The organism is Pedobacter boryungensis (assembly GCF_013204825.1).
Classification (GTDB): domain Bacteria; phylum Bacteroidota; class Bacteroidia; order Sphingobacteriales; family Sphingobacteriaceae; genus Pedobacter; species Pedobacter boryungensis.
Window position 1 is genome coordinate 73,080 of sequence record NZ_JABMKV010000001.1, and the last position, 25,546, is coordinate 98,625.

Below are 25,546 nucleotides of genomic sequence, written 5' to 3' on the forward strand. Positions count from 1 at the left end.
CTTCTTAATTGCTTCGTAGGTTATAGGTCTTCATCTGTAACACAGCCGTTTGCTGCGTCTGAAACTGTTTTAGCATATTTATAAAGCACACCCTTAGTTACTTTTAGAGCAGGGTGTTTATAGTTCTTTCTTCGTTCAGCGATAATTTCTTCACTTACTTGTAAGGTAATTACATTGTTTACGGCATCTATTAAAATCAGATCATCATCTTCTACTAGACCTATTAATCCACCATTATAAGCTTCTGGAGTAATGTGGCCAACTACAAAACCGTGCGTACCACCAGAAAAACGACCATCTGTAATGAGTGCTATTGATTTGCCTAAACCTGCACCAATAATTAATGAAGTAGGTTTTAACATTTCTGGCATGCCGGGTGCACCAACTGGTCCTTCATTTTTAATAACCACAACATCGCCATGTTTAATTCGGCCAGAAGAAATTCCAGCAACTAAGTCTTTTTCACCATCAAATACACGAGCTGGCCCTTCAAATTTTTCGCCTTCTTTACCAGAAATTTTTGCTACTGAACCTTTTTCGGCCAAGTTTCCATAAAGAATTTGTAGGTGACCAGTCGCTTTAATTGGCTCACTTAGTTTTTGAATGATTTTTTGTTCATAATCCATGATAGATTTCACATCAGCTAAATTCTCTGCTACAGTTTTTCCAGTTACAGTTAAGCAATCGCCATGTAATAAACCTTCATTTAATAAATATTTCATCACCGCTGGGATACCACCATGTTGATGCAAATCTTGCATTAGATATTTTCCACTGGGTTTAAAATCAGCAAGAACCGGAGTTACATCACTCATTTTTTGGAAATCATCTTGTGTAATTTCTACGCCAACTGATTTTCCTATTGCAATAAAATGCAACACTGCATTTGTGCTTCCACCTAAAATGATAATAGAACGAATTGCATTTTCAAATGCTTTTCGCGTCATAATATCAGATGGTTTAATATCTTTTTCTAAAAGGATTTTAATATATTTTCCAGCATCCAAACACTCTTGCTTTTTCTCTTCACTTACTGCAGGGTTTGATGAAGAATAAGGTAAACTCATACCTAAAGCTTCTATTGCTGATGCCATTGTGTTTGCAGTATACATTCCACCACAAGCACCTGCACCTGGGCAAGTATGTTTTATAATGCCTTGATAATCTTCTTCAGAGAGATTACCACAAATTTTCTGTCCTAATGCTTCAAATGCAGAAACAATATTTAATTCTTCGCCTTTGTAATGTCCAGGTGCAATTGTTCCACCATAAACCATAATTGAAGGGCGATCTAAGCGAGCCATTGCCATAATTGCACCTGGCATATTTTTGTCACAGCCTGGAATTGCAATTACACCATCATAATATTGACCACCACAAATGGTTTCTATACTATCTGCAATTACATCGCGACTAACTAATGAATAACGCATGCCATCGGTACCATTGCTCATTCCATCACTTACACCAATGGTATTAAAAACTAATCCAACTAAATCATTTTTCCAAACACCGGCTTTTACATCTTTTGCTAAATCGTTAAGATGCATATTGCATGTGTTCCCATCATAGCCCATACTCGCAATGCCAACTTGTGCTTTTTTCATATCTGCATCGGTCAATCCGATTCCGTATAACATCGCTTGTGCTGCAGGTTGTGTAGGATCTTGTGTAAATGTTTTACTGTATTTATTGATTTCGTTCATTTTATCTATTCAATGGTGATTTATTTGTTCACTTTCAGGTCTGTTTAACTTAGATTATTACTTCATAATTTACTTTCTCTAATACTAAATTTTTGTAGGCTCTTTGTATAGTAGCACCTATACTATCATTCCATTTTTGTTTAAAAACAACGTCATCAATAGTGTGAATGCCAATAATTTCGGTCGCCGTACCACAGAAAAATGCGCTATCTGCTTTCTTCAATTCAGCAACGCTGATATTTTTTTCAATGATTTCAATGTCAAGCACATGGCACAATTCAATAACAGTATTACGTGTTATTCCTGCTAAGATATTTCCTAAACTAGGGGTGTATAATTTTCCATTTTTCTCAATGAAAATGTTTGCACCTGGTGCTTCAGCAACATTTTCATTCATATCTAATAATAATGCTTCATCAAATCCTTTGCTTTTAGCATCAGTTGTAGCTAAAATAGAATTTACATAATGCCCACTAATTTTAGCTTCAACAAAAGTTGATTTTGGATTAGGTCTTTGAAAAGGAGAAACACAAACTTTAAGTTGTTTGCTACCTAGATATGCACCCCATTCCCAAGCACAAATCATAATTGATGCTTTTTGTGGAGCTATCAAGGTCATGTTTGGTTCACAATATACTAAAGGGCGGATATAAGCATCTTTTAGATTATTCAATTCTAATAATCGATAAGTTTGTTTAATCAACTCATTCTTATCCCATATAAATGGAATATTAACCAACTCACAAGAGCGTTGTAATCTATCGTAATGCTCTTTAATTTTAAATATTCGAGTAGCATTATGAGTTTTGTAAGCTCTTATGCCTTCAAAAGCCGCAAAGCCATAATGTAACGACTGACCATATAAGTCTGTTTTTGTCTCTTCAGCTTTAACAAAGCGTCCGTTTACATAAATTACTGTGTTTGAATTATAGTATTGCATTTTAATTTTTTTATTTAAAAAAAGCGTCCCTTTAATTGGGACGCTTTGGGTATTTTGAGTATTAAATATTCATTTATAGCGACCCCTGCTGCTTACTTAGTAGCAGAATAATAGCGATAAGAATGACATATAAAGTAGATGTATGATCAGCTTTATTCGTTAAACTTAAACTTAAATATCGAGGGTTATACATTGTTATTGTTTATAAAACCAATTTAGTTTTTGGTTCATAAACAAGCAATAGTAAATTAAAAATAATTTAAAAAAAATTTTATTTTGAATTTATAACAAATATAGAATAAAATATCTAAATATTAATATTATTCAGTTTTAATGGTGGTGATAAGTAGACTAAATATGATTTCGGTATTCGGTATGTTTATTATGCTTGCATTGTAATTAACCATTTTTCTGCGTAAATTGATCAGCTTGCTGAAGAAACTTAAAAAAATAGCTAAAGTTCAGCTCTTTACAGCATAGAAAATATAGAAGTAATTTTATAGGATTTTACGATAGTTTAAGCTTTCTAAAGTTTTAGACGTTTATTAATAAAAATAGAAATTGGAATAAAGACAATTGCCCATAACATAGCTAATGACTTGTCTTCTTTCTCCAAAAAGAAGGTATATGTAATATAGCCTAAACTAACTATTACAACCATTAACGTTAATAAATAGATACGTTTTTTTAAATCTAATTTTTGATCGGTATGATTTACATTGATGATAATATTCTTGCTTCGATTTAATATATAGTCATGTAAAAATAATTGAGCACCCATGCATAGAATGATAATGATGAAATAAAGAAATGCAGGTAATAGAAAACTTAAATGTAATGTAATTAAGGAAGCTCCGAATGGAAACAAGCCAATAAAGCATAAGAAAATTAGATTTCTCACAATTAGCCCTTTATCATAGTCTTTTAATAAGCTAAACATTTGGAGATGTTTATACCACATTGCGCCGATAAAGAAAAAGCTTAACAAATAACCAAATATAGTTGGATAAACATGCTTTAAAGCATCAATAAAACTAATTTGAGTATAATGCACACCATCTGGCAACTTGGGTATATGAATTTCAATGGCCATTAAAGTTATCACGATTGCAAATACGGCATCGCTAAATAAAATCATACGTTCTAGCTGGAACTCTTTCTTAATTTCTTGTTTAGTAATTTCTTGATCTTCGTTTTTCATAATGAGCGCTATATGATATAAAAATAAAAAAGCCCTTTGAAATTATCAAAGGGCTTTACAAATTAGCAAATTTATACTTAAGAAAGCACTGCTTCTGCTAAAACTATAATTTTATTGTCCAGAACTTCAACTACACCACCTTTAATGTTAAAGTTTTGTTCGCCTGCATTTCCTTTAATAATTACTAAACCATCTTCTAATGTAGAGATAATAGGAGCGTGGCCTCTTAAAATTTGAAAAGAACCTAAAGTTCCTGGAACGGTAACTGAAGTTACGTCGCCTTCGAAAACCTTTTTATCTGGAGTTAATATTTCTAAAGTCATTCTTTTAGTAGTTAGTATTTAGCAGTTAGTATTTAGACTAACAAACTAAATAAATTAATGAGATAGTACTTAGGTTAGAGAAAGGATCTATATACTAAGTACTAACTACTATATACTAGTTTGATTCTGCTAATAATTTTTTACCTTTTTCGATAGCTTCTTCAATGCTACCAACTAAGTTAAATGCAGCCTCTGGATATTCATCAACTTCACCATCCATGATCATGTTAAATCCTTTGATGGTATCTTTAATATCAACTAAAACACCTTTTAAACCTGTAAATTGCTCAGCAACGTGGAAAGGTTGAGATAAGAAACGTTGTACACGACGAGCTCTAGATACCACTAATTTATCTTCCTCAGATAATTCGTCCATACCCAAAATAGCAATGATATCTTGTAATTCTTTGTAACGTTGTAAAGTTTCTTTCACGCGTTGCGCAGTATTATAGTGCTCATCGCCTAAAACAGCAGGAGAAAGGATACGAGAAGTAGAATCTAGTGGATCTACCGCAGGATAAATACCTAATTCAGCAATTTTACGAGACAATACTGTAGTTGCATCCAAGTGGGCAAAAGTTGTAGCCGGAGCAGGGTCAGTTAAATCATCCGCAGGTACATATACTGCTTGTACGGAGGTAATTGATCCACGTTTAGTTGATGTAATACGCTCTTGCATTAAACCCATCTCAGTTGCCAATGTTGGTTGGTAACCTACCGCAGATGGCATACGACCTAATAGTGCTGATACCTCAGAACCTGCTTGAGTGAAACGGAAGATGTTATCAACGAAGAAAAGGATATCTTTTCCAGCGCCTTCGCCATCGCCATCACGGAAATATTCTGCAACCGTTAACCCTGATAATGCTACACGAGCACGTGCACCAGGAGGTTCGTTCATTTGACCGAATACCAAAGTTGCTTTTGATTCTTTTAATTTTTCTGTATCAACAGTTTTTAAATCCCATCCACCTTTTTCCATTGAGTGTAAGAAATCTTCACCATAGTTGATTACGCCAGATTCGATAAACTCACGTAAAAGATCGTTACCCTCACGTGTACGCTCACCTACACCAGCAAATACTGATAAACCTGCATAAGCTTTGGCAATATTATTTACCAACTCCATAATTAATACAGTTTTACCTACACCCGCACCACCAAACAAACCAATTTTACCACCTTTTGCATACGGCTCTAACAAATCGATAACTTTAATACCTGTAAAAAGTACTTCAGTTTCTGTAGAAAGCTCATCAAATTTAGGAGGGGCATTGTGAATTGGACGACCATCCGTTTTATCGACTGTGTTGATACCATCGATAGCTTCTCCAACTACGTTAAACAAACGACCTTTAATTTGATCGCCAACTGGCATTTTGATAGGAGCACCAGTGTCTAATGCTTCCATCCCACGTACCAAACCATCTGTAGAATCCATCGCAATGGCACGTACACGGTCTTCACCAAGGTGTTGTTGAACTTCAAGAACTATCTTTTGTCCGTTTTCTTTAGTAATCTCTAATGCAGAGAAAATTTTAGGTAAATGGGCATCGTTAGCGAAACTTACGTCAACTACCGGTCCTATGATCTGCGCTATTTTTCCAATGTTAGGCATATATTGTTTTTGGTAAAATTATAAAAATCAAAATGTTAAAGGCGTTTTTATACACCCGCAATTCGGTTTGCAAAGTTAAGATTTTTCAATGTAAATTTTATATATAAATAAAAGATTTTTCCACACAAATTTAATCGATAATTTAGCACCTATGAAAACCATATTAGTAACAGGCAGTAATGGGCTTTTAGGGCAAAAAATTACCGAGAAAATTTTAAAAGAAGGTGGGGTTAATCTAATAGCTACTTCAAAAGGAGAAAATCGTTTTCCTGTTAAGGAGGGATATATATATGCTGATATGGATATCTTAAATCCGGATGAAGTAAAAACGGTTATTGAGAAATATAAACCTGATGCAATTATTCATACAGCAGCAATGACAAATGTGGATACTTGTGAGGATCAAAAAGAATTAGCATTTGATTTAAATGTGGAATCTGTTATAACATTAATCGCTATCTGTGAGCAACTCGATATTCAACTCGTTCATTTATCAACCGATTTTATATTCGACGGAGAAGATGGCCCTTATAGTGAAGAAGCTGCGCCAAATCCATTAAGTTATTATGGAGAAACAAAATTATTGGCAGAAGAAGCTATTAAAAAATCTAAATGCAAATGGGCTATTCTTCGAACCATTATTGTGTATGGTATTGTAAGCGATATGAGTAGAAGTAATATTGTACTTTGGGCAAAAGGCGCATTAGAAAAGGGACAGCCTTTAAATATTGTGAATGATCAGTGGCGTATGCCAACTTTGGCGGAGGATCTTGCTGATGGTTGTTTATTAGCTGTTATGCATCATGCACAAGGGGTGTACAATATTTCTGGAAAAGATATGATGAGTATTTCTGAGTTAGTTGCGAGAGTAGCTGATTTTTGGAATTTAGATAAAAGCTTAATTAATGAAATTAGTGCTAATACTCTTAACCAAACTGCAAAGAGACCTGCTCGTACTGGGTTTATTTTAGACAAAGCGATGACTGAATTAAATTATCAACCACATAGCTTTGAAGAAGGACTTGCAATAGTAGATCAACAGCTTAAAGCAAGAAATAACAGTTAGATAGAAATTAAACAAGAATATGGCACTAAGAGTTGGCGATAAAGCCCCAGATTTTAAATTATTTAGTTCAGAACTAAAAGAGGTTTCATTAAGTGATTATAAAGGAAAAAAATTGGTTCTACACTTTTTCCCATTAGCATTTACAGGCACATGTACTACTCAATTGTGCACTATGAGAGATAGCTTTGGTTTTTATGAAGGTATGAATGCATCTATTGCTGCCATATCTGTTGATTCTCCTTTTGCGTTAGCAAAATTTAAGGAGGAACAGTTTTATCAATTTCCTTTATTGTCTGATTTTAACAAAGAAGTATCTCAAGCGTTTGGTGCTTTTTATGAAGAATTTGTATTTAATTTAAAAGGAGTTTCTAAGAGAGCTGCTTTTGTAATTGATGAACAAGGCATAATTAAGTACGCAGAGGTTTTAGATGTTGCAACAGATTTACCTGATTTTGATGCAATTAAAAAACTAGTAACCGATTAATTTCAATTATTAAAGAAAAAAATTGTTAAATTGAATTTCAAGCGTTACTTTTGCAGTCCGTTAACCATACGGAAATAGTAACATTCGCATTTGTAGCTCAACTGGATAGAGCATCTCACTACGGATGAGAAGGTTTGGGGTTCGAATCCCTACAAGTGCACCAAATTAAAGAGCCTTGCTGCCAACAGGCGGTGAGGCTTTTTTCACTTTTAAAGACAACCTTAATGCTGAATTTAGTTCTCTTTGGCCCTCCAGGTGCAGGCAAAGGCACCCAATCTGAAAAGCTGATTAATAAATATCAGTTAGTGCATATTTCTACAGGAGATCTTTTTAGAGCACACATTAAAAACCAAACGGCTTTAGGTAAAAAAGTAAGCAAATTAATTGCTGATGGTGAATTAGTACCAGATAAAATTACAATTGATATGTTGGAAGAGGAAATCGACAAAAACCCAAATGCTAAGGGTTTTGTGTTTGATGGTTTTCCAAGAACAATTCCGCAAGCTGTTGAACTAGACAAGTTTTTAGAAGGAAAAGGAAGTAAGATTAATGGTGTAATTGCATTAGATGTTGATAAAGATGAGTTAGTTAAACGTGTAGCTTTACGTCAAAAGGAAACAGGTAGATTAGATGATCAGGCAGAAAAATCTCAAAAAAGAATTGATGAGTATTTTAATAAAATCATTTTAGTATTGCCTTATTATGATGAGCAAAAGAAATTAACGAAAATTAACGGCATTGGAAACATAGAGGATATCTTTAATAGTTTATGTGCCGTTATAGATAAATATTAAAGTATAACTTAAATAAAGAATAGCGGGAAAGATTGTTCATTCTTCCCGCTTTTTTGTTTTTAAATAAATTGTTATGTCACAGGGATCGAATTTTGTAGATTATGTAAAAATATGTTGCCGTTCTGGTAAGGGAGGCGCAGGCTCTGCACATTTACACCGTGATAAATTAACTTCTACTGGCGGACCCGATGGTGGGGATGGAGGAAGAGGTGGACACATTATTTTGAAAGGAAACTCTCAATTTTGGACTTTACTTCACTTAAAATATCGTAAACATATTATTGCTGAAGATGGATTAAGTGGTGGAAGTAGCCAGAAAACAGGTAAGACTGGAAAAGATGAGATTTTAGAAGTTCCACTTGGAACTATTGCTCGTGATGCAGAAACAGGAGATATTTTATTCGAGATTACGGAAGATGGGGAAACTAAAATTTTAACACCAGGAGGTAGAGGTGGGTTAGGAAACTGGCATTTTAAAACTCCAACTTTGCAAACTCCACGGTTTGCACAACCGGGTGAGCCAGGAAAAGAAGAGTGGATGGTTTTGGAACTAAAAGTACTTGCAGATGTAGGTTTAGTTGGTTTTCCTAATGCAGGGAAATCGACTTTGTTATCTGTATTATCTGCTGCAAAACCAGAAATTGCTGATTATCCGTTTACTACTTTAGTTCCGAATTTAGGTATTGTTTCTTATAGGAACGGGAAATCATTTGTAATGGCAGATATTCCTGGAATTATTGAGGGAGCATCTAAAGGAAAGGGATTAGGATTTAGATTCTTGCGTCATATAGAGCGTAATTCTGTTTTACTTTTTATGGTACCAGCGGATACTAGTAGAAGTATTAAAGAAGAATATGAAATTTTGAAAAATGAATTGCAACAATTCAACTCTGAGTTAATGCAAAAGCCTCATTTATTAGCTGTTACAAAATCAGATATGTTAGATGATGAGTTGAAGACAGAGATGAAGGCAGATTTACCTGAAATTCCGACTATATTTATTTCGGCAGTTGCCCAACAAGGTATTACCGAATTAAAAGATATGTTATGGAAAGCAATTAATGAAGAGTAATTAGCTAATTACTCTATCTTTCACTTTATTTGCTGGATTGCCCTGGTAAATAGCGTAGGCTTCCATGTTTTTTGTAGCAACAGAGTTAACTGTTAGAACTGAATGTGATTGAGCAATAATACCTGGACAAACAATAGCTTTAGCACCTATCCATACACCATCTTCTAATACAATTGATTTAGTAATTAAATCAAATCCTGTTTTTTTATAGTCGTGATTGCCAGTTAATAGCATTGCTTTCTGCGAAACACATACATTTTTACCAATAACAACTTCAGCCAAATTTTCGATTCTACATTCTGCCAACCAAGAATAATCACCAATAGTTAATTTCCATGGATAATGAATATAAATGCAGGGTTTTATTCGAACATCTTTCCCAATTTTTGCACCAAAAGCTCTTAAAATAAAGACCAAGACAGCACTAAATGGAATTAAACCTGATCGAAAAAAGAGGGCACTTATAAAATACCAACAAGCTATTTTTAAAGAAGAAGCACCTGGATTAAAATCTTTTCTATCAAAATCCTTTTTAAGTTGGGTTACTTTAGTCAATTTTTGATTCGGTTTCTTTGTTAATAATAGGAGTGCTATTCTTTTTTATCCAATAATAAAGCACTATAAATACAATGATATAGACTAAAATATTAAATACTTCGTGGTGATAAGTAAAATTATCTCTTTGAGATTGAAAAAAGCCTAACAGCACACCAAGTGCCACTATTCTTAAAACATTTAAGATATAAATCATAAATAATCCAAAAACAAGAAGTTTAATTTTTGATTTTAATTTAGCTGGAAACGCGATCACAAAGGCTGCTAAAAAAGACATCACACCAAGGCCTAAACAAGAATAATTAATTCGCAAATGCGGTCCTGCCACAACCATAACATCCATTTCGTTATGAATAGCATAAAAGCCAAAAAGTTTAATCATCCATACAGCAGGTACAATTAAAGCTGTTTTTAAACCTTGAATGTAATCTAAATAACTGGAGATGTAAGCATTATAAAATCTACTGCCTTCATTCATTACACTATTCATAAACAAATTGCCTTGACTAAATAGAAAGTAAAAAAATAAAAGTTTTACAACAAAAAAGATAGCTGTTTTATTTGCTGCTTTTTTGTTTTCGAGAGGTTGATTCATATTTTGAGTTAATTTATAAACTAATTTACGGTTTAGATTTTATCATTTCTTTAATCTTTACATCCACAATCAATCTAAACCAAAATCCCTGTAAAAAATGAAATAAAATCCCTGTAGAACCATCTAAAATACCAAGTTTAAACAATAAACGATAACTAAAATATAGAAAAGGTCTTAAACCTAGAGGAAGTTTCCACCAAAGCCGTTTTAGCCAAGCATTACGTTCATCTGGGCTGCCCCAAAAATTAGGTTTAATTGTTTGACCACGTAATTTATTTAATCGTTCTATTTCTTCTTCAGCAATTAAATCGCTATATCTATTGTGTTTTGCTATCCAAAAACTGATTTCATTTTCTTTTAGATTTTCTTCTAGGATATGACCATTTTTCCAAATTTGGGTTTGGCCTGGAACAATAAATCGATGATCCATATTTTCATTCAAATCAGAATATCCAATATTGGTTCTAAACATTTTAAGCAAATATTTTGGATAGAAACCACCATATTTAATCCATTTGCCTTTAAAATAGTTTTTTCTGTTAAAATAAATACCGTTAGTATTTTTATAATCTTCATCTTTGAAATTTTGTAACAACAAGAAAAGTTCTGGTGTTACGATTTGATCGGCATCTAATCCAATAATCCATGGAGTTTGAATATTGAAACTTTTTAAAGCGACATCCCATTGTTTAGGATGATTTTCGAAAGGATTAATCTTAACAACTGCCTTAAATTCTTCAGCAATTTTTAAAGTTTCATCTGTACTTCCAGAATCCAAGATATAAATTGGAGCATTTAAATCTGATATAGATTTAAGTAATCTTGGTAGATGCTGTTCTTCGTTAAAAGTTAAAATAATGAAACTGAAATTCTTCATTATATTGTGGCTTTAATTACCATAGATTTCCAAACATAAGGAATTCGACCACACCCTACGAAATCGGTTACTTTAAATCCCTGCTCCTCCAACAATTGATTTATTGTATTTTTAGACCAAAGTTTAATATGTCCACCATCCCAAAGTGGATTTGCATGTTGATCCCATTTTCCAGCTACTGCTAATAATAAATTTTTTAAATAGCCATGATAGGGTGTGCTTAGAATAAGTTGTCCACCATTGTTTTTAACTAATATCTTTTTACAAAATTGAATAAATTTTCTAGGGTCGTATAAGTGCTCAATTACTTCTGTCGAAATAATCGTGTCAAAATTGAGTTCGTTAAATTTATTGGGAAGCTCATCCGTTGTTAGATCTTGTACTGCAAAACGCTCATGAGAAAATGTTGAAGCAATTTTTATTCCTGTTTCAGATGCATCTGTCCCATAAGCATTAAACCCAAGTTCAACCAATTGTTTAACAAGAGCACCATTACCACAACCTAAATCTAAGATAGTTTGATTTTTATTTTTATTTAATAATTTAATAATTGGCTCGGCAATGTATTGATGCGCATGGGTTGCATTCGCATTTTGATACCCATAATCTTTGTAGTCTGCCATTTAAATAATTTGATTGTAAAACGTTATATACTTTTGAATTAAATTTTTTTCGTCAAAATCTTCCGAAATTATTTTTGGAGCATTAGCTCTTATTTTTGATTTAAGTTCATCGTCATTAAATGCTAAAATTAGGTTTTGCTGTATATCTTGTGGCGACAAACTAGTTACCCAACCTAATTTTTTATCTTTAACATAATCTGACAAACCAACTTCATTAGCTATTAAAACTGGAGTTCCTACACTTAAACTTTCAATAACCACATTAGCAAAATTTTCATTGTATGAGGTTAAAACCATTAAATGATGATCCGCAAGTACTTTAAATTTATCAGCACTCTTTACTTGTCCAATCCATTTTATTCTATCCTGAATTTTTAAATTTTTAGCTTTTTCCTTCAAGCTTTTTACATATTGATCTTCCCCAGATCCTGCAATAGTTAAATTCCAATTTATCGTTAAACCTGATAGTGATTCAAATAGTAATTCTAGTCCTTTTTTCTCTTCAATTCGTGATAAAAATATAAGTTTAAAAGGGTCTTCTTGTTTAAAGGATTGAGGAAGTTGTTTTGTCTTATTTTTTGAAAGTTCTACTAAATTTGGAATTACTGTAAGACTTTTTGGTTGTATAAATTGTAATATATCTTGTTTTTCTTTTTCACTCGTAGCATGGATATGGCAATAAGTCAATAATTTTTTACCCATGATTGTATGAATAATAGATTTAAAAGTTCCATTTCTATTGCCTAATGTATAATTCGTTAACATTCCTCGCGGTGATAGAATAACTGGAATATTATACCATTTGGCTATTTGACAGCTAAAAATTGAAATTAAATTCCACCAAGCGTGAATATGTATAATTAATTTGTTGTCGTTAGATTTTGATTGTTGGCCTCTTATTCTACTCCTTAATGCTAATAATAAAGTAGGTGAGAAGTGTGTATGATCTTTCGTTAACCTTTTAAAATAAGTAACGTTAACTCCTTCAACTTGTTGAACCTTATTTATGTTGACATCCAATTCTGTTTTTCCATTTGCAGTAGTTGTGAGAACCTCAACATGGACTTTATTTTCAGCTAATACTTCGCACAATTTAGCAACAGACATTGTAGGCCCGCCATAAATGTAGGCGGGTTTATATGCTGCTGATATTTGCAGTATTTTTATAGACATCCAATTCTGTTAATGTATTTGATCTTTTTAACATCCAAAAAATGGCATACATAGCTATATAACCATAAAAGATATTATTAAGCAAAAATTCGAAATTATTTCCTCGCCATAAATTTTGAAAAATAGCATTGAACATTACAATACATCCAAGTTCGTAACCCCCAAACCATTCTTCTGCTTTATTACATAGCCATTGCGCTAACCAACCATATAAAAATATAGAAATAAATACTCCAAATAGGCCTGCACTTACATAACCATCAACAACTGGACGTGTTTTGGCAGATACATCAGAGCCTTTATAAGCAACTCTTGCTTCATACACACGTTCCATGGAAATGCTTTCTGTAATAAACTTATTAGGCCAAATAAATCGTGGAATAATAGCCAATAAAGAGTTTTTAAAAATTTCTAAGCCGTAATAATCTCTTTCTGCAGGGATGTGCTTAACAAATTTTGCAAACATATTAATTTCACTTAAACGATTTGTTAAAAAGCCCCAGTTTGTCTCATCAATTAGCGGAGCATCACTTGTTAATACAGCATTGAATGCTGCTTTTCTTGCTTCTACAGCAGTTTTCTGCCCAGACCATGCTTGAGATCTTACTATACTTGCAAAGGTTGGCAAAATGTATAATAGAATATAAATTGTTGGTATCGCTAAGGTTAAAATAACTTTTTTATAATAGGGGTAGAGCAAAAAGCTAATGATAATTACATTTATAATGATACTTTCTTTGTAACCAGTTAGTGTTGATGCTAAAAAATTAAAAACAAATAATCCTCCCCCAAAAAATATATAACCTCTTTTTCTTTGCACAATCCCCCTTACAAATACTAATGCACTGCAAGTAATGGAAATGTTAATTAATCCAAAAGAGAATTGAGAAACACTTGCGATTTTAGAAGCCGTTGCCCCTAAAAGGTAACAACCCACACATAACCATATTAAAAAGAAATCTAAATTTAAGTTTAATTTATGTTTGATAATTGGAAACTGTTTAATTTGAACAATCATTCCGGTAACCAACGCAGCATGCGCTAGCAAGGACATTCGTTGACATTTAGCAATAAAATAAGTTAGTTCATTAACCTTAAAAGGTATTATGCTTTTTTTGTTAAAATATTCGTAACCCATATGATCCATAAAGTAAAAAATGGATGTACAACACATAAAACCAGCAAAAATTAGCTGAATAAGTACTATCGGTCTCATTACCTGCTTGGTTAGGGGTAAATCAAGAGGTATAAATTTTACTTTAGAAAAGAGTGTTAAATAAAAAATATAAAAAGAACCACTCCATGCCACAAAGTAAGAAACGATAGGGTCAAGTTGAGTGATTATTGATAAAACCCATGGGAGATAAATTAAAATAAGTACTTTTTGACGAGAAAAATTAAGATTCTGATCTGTTAACATACTTTATAATTGCATTTACTTGTTCTTCGAAGCTCCAATTGTTAATGTATTTTAATGAATTTTCACCCATTTTTTTTAATTGAGATTTAGATTGTGTTAAAGCTATTAATTTTTGTGTTAAATCCGTTAAATCACCATGTTTAAAGATGCTTCCAGTTTTTGCATTCACTAAATCAACTGCACATCCTACTTTATCTGAAACTAATATTGGTTTTCCTGAGGCCATTGCTTCATTTATGGCTAAACCCCATGTTTCACTATTAGATGGAAGACAAAATAAATCACAAGCTTGGTAAATAGTTGGCATTTGCGTTTGATTTTGAAAATCTAAAAAATGAATATTCTCTGGTTGACCATTTTCTTTAGTTTGCTCCTTTAAGCTTTTTTCTAGTTCTCCGTTCCCTACAAATAATAGATGGATGTCAATTGAATTTAGTTTTTGAAAAGCTGATAGTAACAACATCGGATTTTTAACCGACTCTAATTTGCCTGCAAAAAGCACTAAGATTTCTTCTTCCTTAATGCCAAATTTCGCCCTAAGTTTTGATGCTTCTTCCTGTCTATTCTCTCCAAATCTTTTATTATCAATAGCGTGTGGGGCAAAAATTAATTGTTCATCTTTTAACCCGTATTTTTTAAAGTATGCCTTATTAGCACTACCAACATAAAATGCAGCATCAATATTTTTATAAACCCAAGTTAAAAACAAGTTTCGCAATAAATTTTTGAAGTCAGATTTTTGATTTAATAAGGTAGAATCTCCTCTAAAATATACAGGGATTTTATTTTTAAAAAATCGAATAATTTTTAAATGACTTTTATATGCCCAACCGTATATTAGAATTGCATTTGGTTGATAGTTTTTTATCTGTTCAATTGCATTTGGATTGACCACCCCTGTAAAATGATGGCTTCCTTTATCTTTTGCACTGTTTTCTAAAAATTCATATTTATAACCTTCCAATAAAGGAATATCCCATTCAATTTTTTGTTTAAAACCAATATCATATTTTTCAAGAGCATTACCAGCAGTGTAAAACACCTTAATATCTATTTTTTTAGCCAGTAATTGAAATACAGGCGCATAGTATTGAATAGGATGTGTGCTAATAATTGCTAATTTCTTAGTCATTTGGTAATGCTAAAATATTCCCTGATTTAAGCTCGTTAAAATTATCTAACACTATTGGGCCTTCTTGATAAATATGCATAAACCGGTAATTTAAACCGCTTAAAAGGGAAAAGATATAATCTTTAGCTAGTCCAGTTTTTTTGTGATAATTAACATCGTATTCAAATATAATTTTCGGTCTATTTTTTTTAATAGTTTCAAGCAAACCTTGAATTACAAAACTTTCGTACCCTTCTACATCAATTTTAATAAAATCTACTTTTTCATCTTTAACAATTTCATCTCCAATGCAGCATGTAATTAATGTATCGCCACTTTTATCAAAAAGATTAAAGGTTCCCGGATTTGAACTTTTTTCATCAGCAGCAATGCTGATTTGTTCATTTTTATTTCCAAGCGCAATATTTTTAGTTTTTATATGATTGAAATCATTTATGCTGATGTTATAATTAAGCACTTCAAAATTATAAGGCACAGGTTCAAAAGCTGTAATTGAACCTTGGTCTCCAACTAATTCAGCAAAGAACAATGTATGAAAACCAATATTTGCTCCAACATCTAAAATATGATCTCCTTTTTTGATGTTAGATTTGAATACACTTTTAAGAGCAGGTTCATAATTACCGGTATAAACTATTTTAGCTCCAATCCATGTTGCAGTATCACAATTAATTTTAAAATTTCCTTGGATAGGTTTGACAATTTTCCATCCTTCATTTAATTTATTTTTTTTGAAAAGATAATTAAAAAGACGATCCTGTCCTTTGAAAAATGGCCTTCTTAATATGATTTTAATTATATTTTTTAATAACATTTTGTTTACTAATCAATACTTCGTTAAATAATTCAACTTGAGATTTTGTCATAGATGAAGCCGTATATGGCTTAAATGCGGTAAAGTTGGTTGATATTGGCAGTTGCTTTTTTACATTAGTTATATAACGTTGCAAGATTTGATAAGATTTATCCAAACTATCATTAAATGTAATTAAATCACCAGCATTACATGCTGTAATAATTTTTGCAGCACTGCTCATCTCATTAAAAATACCTAATAACTGCTTTTTGGCCAGAATATAAGGATATAATTTAGAAGCGGTGTAACCACTATCATTAGATCCAATTATAAGTAATCCATCTGCACTTATCAATTGTTTAATACTATCATAAAATCCAATACGATTTGTATATTCTGTAACGTATTTAGAAAGATTTTCTGCTTCAGCAACTGGACTAATAGTAGCTATACCTTTACCGGCTGGAGCATAACTTGTTCCAATAAAATGAAAGTGAATATTTTCAAATAAATTTGGTTCTTTTTCAAGCCCAATTTTAAACGCCCTAAACAAAATTTCCACTGCATCTCGCATATCGTAACCACCTCTGCCTACATATACAATATTAACTTGTTTACTTGAATAGGTGTAGTGCAATTTTAGTTGTTCGTTATTTTCATGAGCAATTTTAAAATCTAATTCATTAGCACCAAAAGTGATAACCTTATATGGGACAGTTGCCAAATTGGAATATCTATCTTTTAAGGTAATAATATATTTTTCTGATACGCTAATTAAACCACCTACATCTTTCATGGCAATTGGTTCCAGAAATTTATGTAAACGATAAGAAAACCAATATTTTTTTGGTCGCTCTGATTTTGGCTTATTTTGGTAATAATCGCTATGCCAAGGATCTTGCATATCAATTACATAAGGGATATTAAATTTATTTTTCCAATATGATCCTAAAATACATACTGGAAATTCTGTTGTAGAAAAATATATTAAATCGAATTTTTTACTTTTTAGCAATTGATTAACCTTTTTACGAAAAAACCATAATGAACGTAGGGCTAAGCTCCCAAGGCCAATTTTGCTAGTTAATGTTTTAGAAAAAGCTTTAACCTTATGGATGATGATGTGGTGAGGAATAGACTCTAGTAAAAGAGAATCCTTTATCATATCTACATAATTTTCATTGACTGTTACTACCTCGGCTTCCCATCCAAATTCCTTAAAATATGGTAAACTCATCCTAACACGTTGCATATCTGCTGCATTTGCTGGAGGGAAGTGAGGCGAAATAATAAGGACACGTTTCAATTTAAGAGTTAATTATTTGCTGAATAATTGAAAGAAATTTCTCTTTCTCGGTTTCCCAATTTAATTTTTCTTTTGCATATAGTTCAGATTGAGCCTGATGTTGAACTAATAAATCTATATGTTCAATGTAGTTTTTTAAAATTGAAGCAAGGCTAGCTGAATTTTTTTTCTCATAAATAGCTCCCATATTAGGAAAAGCTTCCATAAACTGTTTCTGAGCTGTTGTATCAGATGCGACAATAGCTAAGCCAGCTTGTGTATAGGTGAAAATTTTATTACTCAAAGCGATGTCATTATTAATAGAAAATCCTGGTTCAGTCGCTAAACCAATATCGAATTTACTTGCAAACCTAGTTAATTCTGTAGATTCTATAGGTGGATGAAAGATAATTTTAGGAAGCTGATTAAAATTTAGATGTTGTATAATTTGATCTAATTCTGTTTTAACTTGCTTGCTTAAATATCCTAGTATGTGAAATTCTATTTTTTCATTTTCTATAATTTTTAAGGCACCAAATACATCTTGTAAACCTCTAGATAATCCAACATTTTGTGAGAACCAGAATAATTTTAATGGTTCATTATTGTTATTTCTCGTAATCAATTCTGTATCATTTTTTGGAAAAACATTTAATACAGTATTGAATGTTAAGGATGGAAAGAATGATTCATATTTTTTCGCGATTTCTGGACTGCTAGTTGTTAAATAATTAACCTGAGGAAAATATTTCTCTTCAAGGTATTTTTTTAAGCGAACATCATCGTTTAAATTATCATCACTCATTTCGTAGCGATGTAAATCTTCTGCATCAAAACCACATTTTGCATTATTATGTTTTGCAGCTAAAACTGCTGCGGGTAATGCTGCTAAATTATGTGCAATATAAAGATCGCCAGGTGTATGCTTTGCTTTTTTAACCAACTGAAAAGTACATCGCCCTATAGCTAACTCGGCTAAATTATTATTAAAGCCAAGTGATTTAATCAATTTTTGAGCAATTTTTAAGATAACACGAGTTCTCCAATAAGTTACTTTTTCTTTTAAAGGGTCTCCACCAATTCTTATTGCTTTCCACTTTTTTTGAGGAAGTAATTTTTCATCTAAATTTGTAGCCCAATTGTTCCAATATTGATAAATAACAGTGACATTATAACCAGCTTCAATTAATGCATCAGCCTCTTTTACCAATCTTGGATTTAGAGAAGGCTGACCCGAGGTAATAAGAACAATATTTCTAGACACTTAAATTTTGATAGAAATTAATTTTTATTAATTCTTGCTTCATAAATTTTTAGGTATTCAGAAACAATACTATCACTACTAAATCTGCGCATTGCTGTTTGGAAAACAGTTTCTCTATTTATTGAATCTAATTTACCAATTGCAACAACCATATCATCTTGTGTAGTACATACAAATCCTGTAATATTATCATCTACCACTTCAGGAACAGATCCTCTAGAAAATCCTATTACTGGTGTACCACAAGCCATTGCTTCTGCCATTACAATACCAAAAGGTTCATTCCACTGAATAGGCATTAAAAATGCTAATGCATTGCCTAATAAAGCATTTTTTTCTATATCATTAACTGGTCCAATATATTCAATTTCTCCTGAAAGGAAAGGTTTAACCTTTTGATTAAAATACTCTTCTTCATTTGGTGGAATGTTACCAGCTATAATTAATCTTTTATTTGCTTTTTTAGCGACTTCAATTGCAATGTGCGTTCCTTTAATATATTCTATTCTACCTAAAAAAACTAAGGGAGCATCTTCATTATACTCAAATTTTGGATGATAGGTAAGTATCGGAAAACCATTATAAACGGTTGCAGCAACTGCAAAAGGTTTAATTTGATTAGAAATATAATCGCTACAACCTGTGAAACTCAATGTATGTTTTTTACTTAAAAATACTGCTTTTCTAATTTGAGATAACGTTGGTTCTCGCTGATAAGACATTATTTTAGGAGTATTAGAACTTAAAAATGGCAAAAGATTTATTAGCCGACCGAAGCTATGAATAACATCTGGTTTGAAACTTTTCAACTTGTTTATGGTGAGTATATTTTGTAAGGTGGCTATCCTCGTATTTTGATTTTTATACTTGATTAAAGGTACCTCTACTTTAGAATCAGGATGAGCAATTAAAATTACTTCATGTCCTCTCTCTTTAAGCCCATGGACTAAAAAATCTATAATGCGTTCAATTCCGCCATAATTTAAAGGAGGTATTGGAATAAATGGATCGGCAATTATTGCTATTTTCATTTATTTATTGAATTTTCATACAAACTTTGGTAATTTAATGCCATCGTTTTAGATGTGTATTTTTGCTCAAAATAAGTTCTACAGTTTTGTCGATTAATAAGATTAATTTTAAGGACCGTATCAATCAAATCTTCTATTGTATCCCCAATAAAACCATTCACTCCATTTGTTATATATTCTGGAAAGCAAAATCGATTATAACTAATTACAGGACAGCCACAAGCATTTGCCTCGATCATAGTTGTATTAAATGCTTCACTGTCTTTTGTTGGTATAATTAGTGCAAGTGCTTGATTTAGCAGTGCGTTTTTTTGCGCATCATTTACTTCGCCAATAAATTTTATGTTTTTATCGTCCAAATATTTGCCTACGTTTTCGTTAAACCATTCTTTTTCATGTGGATAATCACCAATTTTTCCTGCAATTATTAATTTTCTATTTGATTTTCTTGAGATTTCAATAGCATCTATTAAGCCTTTTCCTGGTCCAATTCGACAAATGATAACTAAGGGATTATCATTTGTAATAGGTGCATTATCAAATGAATATTTAGAAATTGGTAATCCATTATTAACGTAATGCCAATTTCCTCCTAGAGATTGGTACCTATCTTGAATCCATTTTCCACATGGACTAAAAGTTAAATTTTTTGGTTTCATGCGTTGAAAATTATGAAATCCACTTTCCAAATCAGCCATATGAAACGTGTGTAACTTTCGCGTTTTGCTATATATTATGGGAGCAAAATATAATAATCGACCATGGTTATGAACAACATCATATTTTGTACTTATTAAATGTTTCCATACTGTTTTTAATGTTTTTTTTCTATCTAAATACGTTCCAATTGGGATATGTTTAACTTGATTAGTGAAACTGGATTCATCATGGCCCATAAATGTAACATCATGGCCTAGAAGAATTAATTCATCCATTAAATATTCTACAATCCTTTCAGAACCCCCAATAGTTTTTGCAGGAAGTGGAGTAACAGGATTAAGAATTTGAAGAATTTTCATTCGCTGTATCGTTATAAATTGTTACGTATTTTTGAGCACAAATTTCAAGCGTTAAATTTTCCAATATGAAACTCCTTGAATTGAACTCATTGTTATTTAATTTAATAATAAACTTATCAAGCATTAGAGGAAAATCTGAAATCCCTTTAAATTTAACACCGCATCTTTCATCCCAATAAGGAACAGAACTTACAGGCTCAAACTTTACTTTATTCGGGTAATAAGCCGGATCTTGCCAATAACCGCCTCTATCCCAAGCTAATATCGGTGTATTTGTTGATAGAATTTGCTGATAAGCAATACCTTGAGATTCATGTGTACATAAAAAAATTACTGCTTTACAAATTTTTAATTCATCCATTAAATCTGAAGGCTGATAGCTACCATATTTTATATAATGATAACTTAAGCCTTTATCTTCTAATTGTTTAATAAGTGGTGCCAGTAGATCATCTTGAAATTTATTATTCTCCCACCGTATTTTATCGTAAATTAAAAAATCAACATTTAAATTCTCTCCTTTAATTTTGTCCGACCATTTTTCGCTATCAATTCCAACGGGCCATGCCATTACTTTATCGTGGTAATAAGGTTCGCACATTGCCTGCATCCACGGACCTGGCACCAACATTTTTTTAACATTCGGATAAATTTTAAAAAGATCTGGACAGTCTATTGGATGAGAAAATACACCTGCACCAAAAAGAATTGGGTTTTTAAATTTTTTCTCAAAAATTAAATGTGGTTTCCCAATTACACCAATTAATTCATTTGGATGATTTTTGGTATATTTATAATCATTAAAACGATAAGGGATTTTTAATTTATCTAATCCATGCATTAATTCTAAAGCAACCATCATCACACCACCAGGTCTTTGTTTACCTCTAATTATCCTTCTAATAATTTTTCTTGGATAACGATCATATTTAAACCAACGATCTGCTTCTGGTTCTTCGTAAAAAATATTTATGGGTTTAGTGCTGTTCATTTTGCTAGTAACTTACGTCTTAAACCTAATAATCTCTCAGTGTTTTTAAATCCCATTTTTCTGTATAAAGACCCCAAAATACCTTTTTGAGGAATTTTAAAATGGGGATTTAATTCATAAATCCAATTTACAATTTCATTGGCTTCAGTAATATGATTTAAAGCAACCCAATGAGCCAAAGGCCATAAAACATCACAAGCGGCATTTTTTCTATTTTGAGTAAGTTTTCCGCTTAATTGTAAATGTGATAATATTTTTTTATAAATGTTTAAATGTTGCCAATTCGTAACTTGAGCTTTTAATCCTCTGTAATTTGCCTGCATTTGGTCAGTGTGTTTTACCCAATAACCAGCACAGCCAGGCACATGTACTATTTTCGGTTCAAGCAATCCATATTCTAAAAGGAACATTCTATCTTCTCTAAACGCAAAGTCAGGTCTGCGTGGTACCTTTTTTACAAGTTCAGTTTTAAATAGCATCCCTAAAAAGTGACTGCCATAACTATTGCCAAGTTGTATAGTTAAAAAATCATTCCACGGAGCATTAATTTCTGGGGATTTAATGATTTCTGTTGTATTTTCAACATATACATCTACTCCAGAATACACTAAATCTGCATTGTTTTGTTCTGCTGCAATAAATTGTTTGTCAATTATTCCTTCTATAAGAAAATCATCACTGTCTAAAAAACGAATATACTTTCCACTAGCTATAGCAATCCCATTATTTATGGCATATGTCTGACCTTGATTAGCTTGCTTAATTTTAATAATATTATCCTGCTTCTCTAACCATTCCCAAGTCCCATCAGTACTTCCGTCATCTACAACAATAATTTCGGTTGAGCAATTCGCATTGAGACAACTATTAATCGCTCTTGGAAGACACCACAATCGATTATAAGCAGGTATGATTATACTTACATCCATTAAACTATTCTTTCGGATTTTACAATTTTTCTAGTACCAAAAATTACTCTATAAATTGGTCTAAATAATTTCTTGAACTTATTTTTTATTCTTTCTGGAGATTCAATAAGTAATTTGGCATAAGCTTTTGCTGACCAATTTAACTTGTTTTTTAGCTTTTTATCTAAAAGATAAACTTCCCTTTTATAAGGATAATGTTGTGTATAATACCCTAAAAAATGTACTACTATTGGCTCCACTTTTTCAAATGGATACCAATCTTGGTGCAATGGACTGGGTTTTGGAGGATTTAACATCCACCTTTTACCAGTAATTACATCAATTTCATATCCACCTGGACATGCTTGTGGATCACTCATTATTGTTCCATCATCCACTAATGGGGTCATTTCATAAAGTTGCATAGCTAATGCCATTAATACTTCATCATTTGGCCTATTTCGCAATCTCACAAAACCAATTTTATCATAATCTTTTTCTAACTCCCGAGCTTTAGCATATACTTTAGAAGCCATTTTTCCTTTTTCGAGATAATATATTCCACCATTAAATTTAGGAATATGGGGGATGTTAAATTGCTTACAAATCTCTTTAATTTCTCCAAACCACTCTCCGTCTGCGATATATCCGCCGACTACAGATACAGATTTGCCTTTAAATCGTTCAAACAAATTATCCAGGTTACCGAAAATCAAACAATCGCTATCTATAAATAAAGTTTGTCCTTCTGGTGCAAGTTTATCTAAGTGTAATTTAGGAGAAAAACCTTCGCCAAGTTCTCCCTTTTTTACGGTAATAATTTTAGCATATTTTAATACATCTTCCTCAACCAAATGGGGTAAATCGGTTACAATGAAAAATGTGATATCAGATTTTTGATGCCATAAATAGAACGACCTTGCTAAATTAACTGCTAAATCAACATACAATTTTTTGCCTGTAGCAATAGTTAAAATATTTCTATTCATCCTTTAATGTGACGTTAGCAGTTCTAATAATTCTAAAACAATATTCGTATACTTTGTTATTTGATAATTGTTTGGTTGCTAGTTTAATAAAAGTCAAAAGTAACTTACCAATCATAGTGAGCTTACGAAATAATGATGGTGGTGCTATAATAGATATATGTGTTTTCGTTTTATTTTCAATTGAATTCGTCATGTGCCAGTTTCTTGCTGTGCTTTCTAAATACCCTTCATGAGAAATGTGAGATTTATCTACAGGATCTAAAATGACACATTTTTTATTTTCTGCTTCAAATTTTCTAGTCAAAAAATTTTCAAAACCATCTTCTCCTAATTTGTTTCCTTTAGGTGCGTTTTCTAATGCATCAAAAGCAGATTGAATGTGTTGGGTATTGCATAAGCATGGGTTAGCAGAAAAACCGAATGTGGTTTCATACATATTATTAGATAAATCTTTTATTTTTTGCTCAGCTGTTAAAACTCCAGTTTTGCTTAGCACAATTTCTACCCAGTTATCATTATTTTGTAGTGAATTTAATAATTCTCCGATATTTAATTTTTTATGGAACTGCCAATCATCTTCCAGCCAAAAAAAATAAGGAGTATCGACTTGTTTTAGTGCATTTATAATGTTTTTTACATAGCCATTTCTGTGCACTTGTTGTACAATAAGGGTTGGAGAAATTTCATCTATTATTTGAGAATTAACTTTGCCATCAATTGCTAAAATTATTTTATCAAATTGATAATCGCAATTTTCTATAAAAGATTTAAAAGTGTTAATCAAAAGATGTTCTCTACTTTCACAAGTAAAGATAACCAAGATTGCTCTTGAATCAACTAAACTTTCGTTGCCCATAAGTTTTGTTCTAGTATATTATCTTGTCCGATAAAATCAATGTTATTTATATCTTTAATGTGATATCCATTATCTCTAAATAACATAATTAGATCATCAGCTCCCTTAAAAGCTTTAGGGATATATTCGAAAATGATATCTTTTGGATATATATTTTGGCCAAACAGTTCTTTAAAAACATGGATCTCATGACCCTCTACATCTATTTTTATTAAATCTATATTGAAGATGCCATTCGTTTTAAGTATATCAGGTAAACTTAATGTTGCTGCTAAATAATTGTCTAATCCTACATTTTCCAATTCGTGATTAATCATTGTATTTCCCATATTCCAATATGCTGGGATATTAATGTTAACGACATTTTTTGAAGATCCTACAGCGCCTAAAATAGGTTTAACATTCTTGAAATTATTAACTTGAATGTTATTTAGTAAGTATGTGAAAGTTTTTGGATTAACTTCTATCGCAAATATTTTTTTTTCAAGAGAATTATCATCCTTTGAACACTCTAAAGCATACTGACCAATATGTGCACCAATATCAAAAACTACTGAAGAATTTTTACTTAATCTTTTAAATAATTCAACACTTTTTATTTCATAATTACCATGTAGATAGATCTGATGCTGAACCCAGTCTGTAACATCTAGTACAAGTTTAAGACCTGAAGGTGTTGTATATTTTAAAAGATCAAGATTCCAGAATTTGCGAATAATATTCTGTATTCTTAACCTACATGGAAATTCTTTGGAAATTGCTAACCGATATAAAAGATTATGCTTCCATTGTGCTCCTGGTACTTTTATGATACTTTCTTTTTCCATG

The 25,546-nt window shown here is 31.8% G+C and carries 26 protein-coding genes and 1 tRNA gene; 5 read left to right on the forward strand and 22 right to left on the reverse strand.

From position 1 onward, the window contains the following. Positions 1–20: 20 nt before the first annotated feature. The 5 genes from ilvD to atpD form a co-directional block, all read right to left on the reverse strand. Positions 21–1,706 (reverse strand): dihydroxy-acid dehydratase, encoded by a 1,686-nt coding sequence (gene ilvD, locus HQN85_RS00310; RefSeq protein ID WP_173268353.1) that lies wholly within the window; start codon positions 1,704–1,706, stop codon positions 21–23. 49 nt (positions 1,707–1,755) lie between these two features. Beyond that, on the reverse strand, positions 1,756–2,646 hold the full coding sequence (locus tag HQN85_RS00315; protein WP_173268354.1) for a branched-chain amino acid transaminase: 891 nt from the start codon (positions 2,644–2,646) through the stop codon (positions 1,756–1,758). 526 nt (positions 2,647–3,172) lie between these two features. Next, positions 3,173–3,847, reverse strand: a complete 675-nt coding sequence (locus tag HQN85_RS00320) for a TMEM175 family protein (protein ID WP_173268355.1) — start codon at positions 3,845–3,847, stop codon at positions 3,173–3,175. Positions 3,848–3,924: 77 nt separating this feature from the next. Further along, the gene (gene atpC / locus HQN85_RS00325; RefSeq protein WP_173268356.1) at positions 3,925–4,170 is read right to left on the reverse strand and encodes an ATP synthase F1 subunit epsilon; all 246 of its coding nucleotides are present in this window, start codon (positions 4,168–4,170) and stop codon (positions 3,925–3,927) included. A 115-nt stretch (positions 4,171–4,285) separates the two neighbouring features. Next, positions 4,286–5,788, reverse strand: coding sequence for a F0F1 ATP synthase subunit beta (gene atpD / locus HQN85_RS00330; RefSeq protein ID WP_173268357.1), 1,503 nt, complete (start codon positions 5,786–5,788; stop codon positions 4,286–4,288). A gap of 151 nt (positions 5,789–5,939) precedes the next feature. Between atpD and HQN85_RS00335 the strand changes: the two genes are divergently transcribed. The 5 genes from HQN85_RS00335 (at position 5,940) to obgE (ending at position 9,204) form a co-directional block, all read left to right on the forward strand. Beyond that, positions 5,940–6,854 carry an SDR family oxidoreductase gene (locus HQN85_RS00335; protein WP_173268358.1) on the forward strand — a complete coding sequence of 305 codons (915 nt, stop codon included), beginning with the start codon at positions 5,940–5,942 and terminating at the stop codon, positions 6,852–6,854. Positions 6,855–6,873: 19 nt separating this feature from the next. Further along, positions 6,874–7,338, forward strand: a complete 465-nt coding sequence (locus HQN85_RS00340; protein ID WP_173268359.1) for a redoxin domain-containing protein — start codon at positions 6,874–6,876, stop codon at positions 7,336–7,338. Between the two features lie 86 nt (positions 7,339–7,424). Then, a tRNA-Arg gene (locus HQN85_RS00345) sits at positions 7,425–7,501 on the forward strand. A gap of 61 nt (positions 7,502–7,562) precedes the next feature. Further along, positions 7,563–8,132, forward strand: a complete 570-nt coding sequence (locus HQN85_RS00350) for an adenylate kinase (RefSeq protein ID WP_173268360.1) — start codon at positions 7,563–7,565, stop codon at positions 8,130–8,132. A 73-nt stretch (positions 8,133–8,205) separates the two neighbouring features. After that, entirely contained in the window at positions 8,206–9,204 is a 999-nt protein-coding gene (obgE, locus tag HQN85_RS00355; RefSeq protein ID WP_173268361.1) for a GTPase ObgE, read from the forward strand. Here obgE and HQN85_RS00360 read toward each other — a convergent pair whose 3' ends face one another. From HQN85_RS00360 to HQN85_RS00440, 17 genes are read right to left on the reverse strand one after another with little or no spacing between them, the layout of a single operon-like run. Then, the gene (locus HQN85_RS00360) at positions 9,205–9,759 is read right to left on the reverse strand and encodes a WcaF family extracellular polysaccharide biosynthesis acetyltransferase (protein ID WP_173268362.1); all 555 of its coding nucleotides are present in this window, start codon (positions 9,757–9,759) and stop codon (positions 9,205–9,207) included. Next, positions 9,752–10,354, reverse strand: coding sequence for an exosortase Y (gene xrtY / locus HQN85_RS00365; RefSeq protein ID WP_173268363.1), 603 nt, complete (start codon positions 10,352–10,354; stop codon positions 9,752–9,754). Before xrtY ends, HQN85_RS00360 begins: the two co-directional genes overlap by 8 nt. 25 nt (positions 10,355–10,379) lie before the next feature. Continuing rightward, complete coding sequence (locus tag HQN85_RS00370) at positions 10,380–11,231, reverse strand: glycosyltransferase family 2 protein (RefSeq protein ID WP_173268364.1); 852 nt, start codon at positions 11,229–11,231, stop codon at positions 10,380–10,382. Next, positions 11,231–11,854, reverse strand: coding sequence for a class I SAM-dependent methyltransferase (locus HQN85_RS00375; protein ID WP_173268365.1), 624 nt, complete (start codon positions 11,852–11,854; stop codon positions 11,231–11,233). Before HQN85_RS00375 ends, HQN85_RS00370 begins: the two co-directional genes overlap by 1 nt. Beyond that, the gene (locus HQN85_RS00380) at positions 11,855–13,027 is read right to left on the reverse strand and encodes an XrtY-associated glycosyltransferase XYAG1 (protein ID WP_173268366.1); all 1,173 of its coding nucleotides are present in this window, start codon (positions 13,025–13,027) and stop codon (positions 11,855–11,857) included. Next, on the reverse strand, positions 12,990–14,447 hold the full coding sequence (locus HQN85_RS00385; RefSeq protein ID WP_173268367.1) for an exosortase Y-associated Wzy-like protein: 1,458 nt from the start codon (positions 14,445–14,447) through the stop codon (positions 12,990–12,992). The genes HQN85_RS00380 and HQN85_RS00385 overlap by 38 nt, the downstream gene beginning before the upstream one ends. Continuing rightward, positions 14,425–15,579 carry a glycosyltransferase family 4 protein gene (locus HQN85_RS00390; RefSeq protein WP_173268368.1) on the reverse strand — a complete coding sequence of 385 codons (1,155 nt, stop codon included), beginning with the start codon at positions 15,577–15,579 and terminating at the stop codon, positions 14,425–14,427. The genes HQN85_RS00385 and HQN85_RS00390 overlap by 23 nt, the downstream gene beginning before the upstream one ends. Continuing rightward, positions 15,572–16,393, reverse strand: a complete 822-nt coding sequence (locus HQN85_RS00395) for an FkbM family methyltransferase (protein ID WP_173268369.1) — start codon at positions 16,391–16,393, stop codon at positions 15,572–15,574. The genes HQN85_RS00390 and HQN85_RS00395 overlap by 8 nt, the downstream gene beginning before the upstream one ends. Continuing rightward, on the reverse strand, positions 16,371–17,681 hold the full coding sequence (locus HQN85_RS00400; protein ID WP_173268370.1) for a glycosyltransferase family protein: 1,311 nt from the start codon (positions 17,679–17,681) through the stop codon (positions 16,371–16,373). Before HQN85_RS00400 ends, HQN85_RS00395 begins: the two co-directional genes overlap by 23 nt. Position 17,682: 1 nt before the next feature. Continuing rightward, positions 17,683–18,924 (reverse strand): glycosyltransferase family protein, encoded by a 1,242-nt coding sequence (locus HQN85_RS00405; protein ID WP_173268371.1) that lies wholly within the window; start codon positions 18,922–18,924, stop codon positions 17,683–17,685. Positions 18,925–18,941: 17 nt separating this feature from the next. Continuing rightward, the gene (locus tag HQN85_RS00410) at positions 18,942–19,955 is read right to left on the reverse strand and encodes a glycosyltransferase family 4 protein (RefSeq protein ID WP_173268372.1); all 1,014 of its coding nucleotides are present in this window, start codon (positions 19,953–19,955) and stop codon (positions 18,942–18,944) included. Further along, positions 19,952–20,974, reverse strand: coding sequence for a glycosyltransferase (locus HQN85_RS00415; RefSeq protein WP_173268373.1), 1,023 nt, complete (start codon positions 20,972–20,974; stop codon positions 19,952–19,954). Before HQN85_RS00415 ends, HQN85_RS00410 begins: the two co-directional genes overlap by 4 nt. Next, positions 20,952–21,965 carry a glycosyltransferase gene (locus HQN85_RS00420; RefSeq protein ID WP_173268374.1) on the reverse strand — a complete coding sequence of 338 codons (1,014 nt, stop codon included), beginning with the start codon at positions 21,963–21,965 and terminating at the stop codon, positions 20,952–20,954. Before HQN85_RS00420 ends, HQN85_RS00415 begins: the two co-directional genes overlap by 23 nt. After that, positions 21,962–22,894 carry a glycosyltransferase family 2 protein gene (locus HQN85_RS00425; protein ID WP_173268375.1) on the reverse strand — a complete coding sequence of 311 codons (933 nt, stop codon included), beginning with the start codon at positions 22,892–22,894 and terminating at the stop codon, positions 21,962–21,964. The genes HQN85_RS00420 and HQN85_RS00425 overlap by 4 nt, the downstream gene beginning before the upstream one ends. Next, positions 22,894–23,862 carry a hypothetical protein gene (locus HQN85_RS00430; protein WP_173268376.1) on the reverse strand — a complete coding sequence of 323 codons (969 nt, stop codon included), beginning with the start codon at positions 23,860–23,862 and terminating at the stop codon, positions 22,894–22,896. Before HQN85_RS00430 ends, HQN85_RS00425 begins: the two co-directional genes overlap by 1 nt. After that, complete coding sequence (locus HQN85_RS00435) at positions 23,855–24,718, reverse strand: glycosyltransferase (protein ID WP_173268377.1); 864 nt, start codon at positions 24,716–24,718, stop codon at positions 23,855–23,857. Before HQN85_RS00435 ends, HQN85_RS00430 begins: the two co-directional genes overlap by 8 nt. Continuing rightward, on the reverse strand, positions 24,700–25,545 hold the full coding sequence (locus HQN85_RS00440; protein WP_173268378.1) for an FkbM family methyltransferase: 846 nt from the start codon (positions 25,543–25,545) through the stop codon (positions 24,700–24,702). The genes HQN85_RS00435 and HQN85_RS00440 overlap by 19 nt, the downstream gene beginning before the upstream one ends. Position 25,546 lies beyond the last annotated feature (1 nt).

Excerpts from the sequence above, each read along its gene's own strand:
- ilvD (WP_173268353.1), bottom strand. The coding sequence starts at position 1,706 with ATGAACGAAATCAATAAATACAGTAAAACATTTACACAAGATCCTACA.
- HQN85_RS00315 (WP_173268354.1), bottom strand. The coding sequence starts at position 2,646 with ATGCAATACTATAATTCAAACACAGTAATTTATGTAAACGGACGCTTT.
- HQN85_RS00320 (WP_173268355.1), bottom strand. The coding sequence starts at position 3,847 with ATGAAAAACGAAGATCAAGAAATTACTAAACAAGAAATTAAGAAAGAG.
- atpC (WP_173268356.1), bottom strand. The coding sequence starts at position 4,170 with ATGACTTTAGAAATATTAACTCCAGATAAAAAGGTTTTCGAAGGCGAC.
- atpD (WP_173268357.1), bottom strand. The coding sequence starts at position 5,788 with ATGCCTAACATTGGAAAAATAGCGCAGATCATAGGACCGGTAGTTGAC.
- HQN85_RS00335 (WP_173268358.1), top strand. The coding sequence starts at position 5,940 with ATGAAAACCATATTAGTAACAGGCAGTAATGGGCTTTTAGGGCAAAAA.
- HQN85_RS00340 (WP_173268359.1), top strand. The coding sequence starts at position 6,874 with ATGGCACTAAGAGTTGGCGATAAAGCCCCAGATTTTAAATTATTTAGT.
- HQN85_RS00350 (WP_173268360.1), top strand. The coding sequence starts at position 7,563 with ATGCTGAATTTAGTTCTCTTTGGCCCTCCAGGTGCAGGCAAAGGCACC.
- obgE (WP_173268361.1), top strand. The coding sequence starts at position 8,206 with ATGTCACAGGGATCGAATTTTGTAGATTATGTAAAAATATGTTGCCGT.
- xrtY (WP_173268363.1), bottom strand. The coding sequence starts at position 10,354 with ATGAATCAACCTCTCGAAAACAAAAAAGCAGCAAATAAAACAGCTATC.
- HQN85_RS00370 (WP_173268364.1), bottom strand. The coding sequence starts at position 11,231 with ATGAAGAATTTCAGTTTCATTATTTTAACTTTTAACGAAGAACAGCAT.
- HQN85_RS00375 (WP_173268365.1), bottom strand. The coding sequence starts at position 11,854 with ATGGCAGACTACAAAGATTATGGGTATCAAAATGCGAATGCAACCCAT.
- HQN85_RS00380 (WP_173268366.1), bottom strand. The coding sequence starts at position 13,027 with ATGTCTATAAAAATACTGCAAATATCAGCAGCATATAAACCCGCCTAC.
- HQN85_RS00385 (WP_173268367.1), bottom strand. The coding sequence starts at position 14,447 with ATGTTAACAGATCAGAATCTTAATTTTTCTCGTCAAAAAGTACTTATT.
- HQN85_RS00390 (WP_173268368.1), bottom strand. The coding sequence starts at position 15,579 with ATGACTAAGAAATTAGCAATTATTAGCACACATCCTATTCAATACTAT.
- HQN85_RS00395 (WP_173268369.1), bottom strand. The coding sequence starts at position 16,393 with ATGTTATTAAAAAATATAATTAAAATCATATTAAGAAGGCCATTTTTC.
- HQN85_RS00410 (WP_173268372.1), bottom strand. The coding sequence starts at position 19,955 with ATGAAAATAGCAATAATTGCCGATCCATTTATTCCAATACCTCCTTTA.
- HQN85_RS00415 (WP_173268373.1), bottom strand. The coding sequence starts at position 20,974 with ATGAAAATTCTTCAAATTCTTAATCCTGTTACTCCACTTCCTGCAAAA.
- HQN85_RS00420 (WP_173268374.1), bottom strand. The coding sequence starts at position 21,965 with ATGAACAGCACTAAACCCATAAATATTTTTTACGAAGAACCAGAAGCA.
- HQN85_RS00425 (WP_173268375.1), bottom strand. The coding sequence starts at position 22,894 with ATGGATGTAAGTATAATCATACCTGCTTATAATCGATTGTGGTGTCTT.
- HQN85_RS00430 (WP_173268376.1), bottom strand. The coding sequence starts at position 23,862 with ATGAATAGAAATATTTTAACTATTGCTACAGGCAAAAAATTGTATGTT.
- HQN85_RS00435 (WP_173268377.1), bottom strand. The coding sequence starts at position 24,718 with ATGGGCAACGAAAGTTTAGTTGATTCAAGAGCAATCTTGGTTATCTTT.
- HQN85_RS00440 (WP_173268378.1), bottom strand. The coding sequence starts at position 25,545 with ATGGAAAAAGAAAGTATCATAAAAGTACCAGGAGCACAATGGAAGCAT.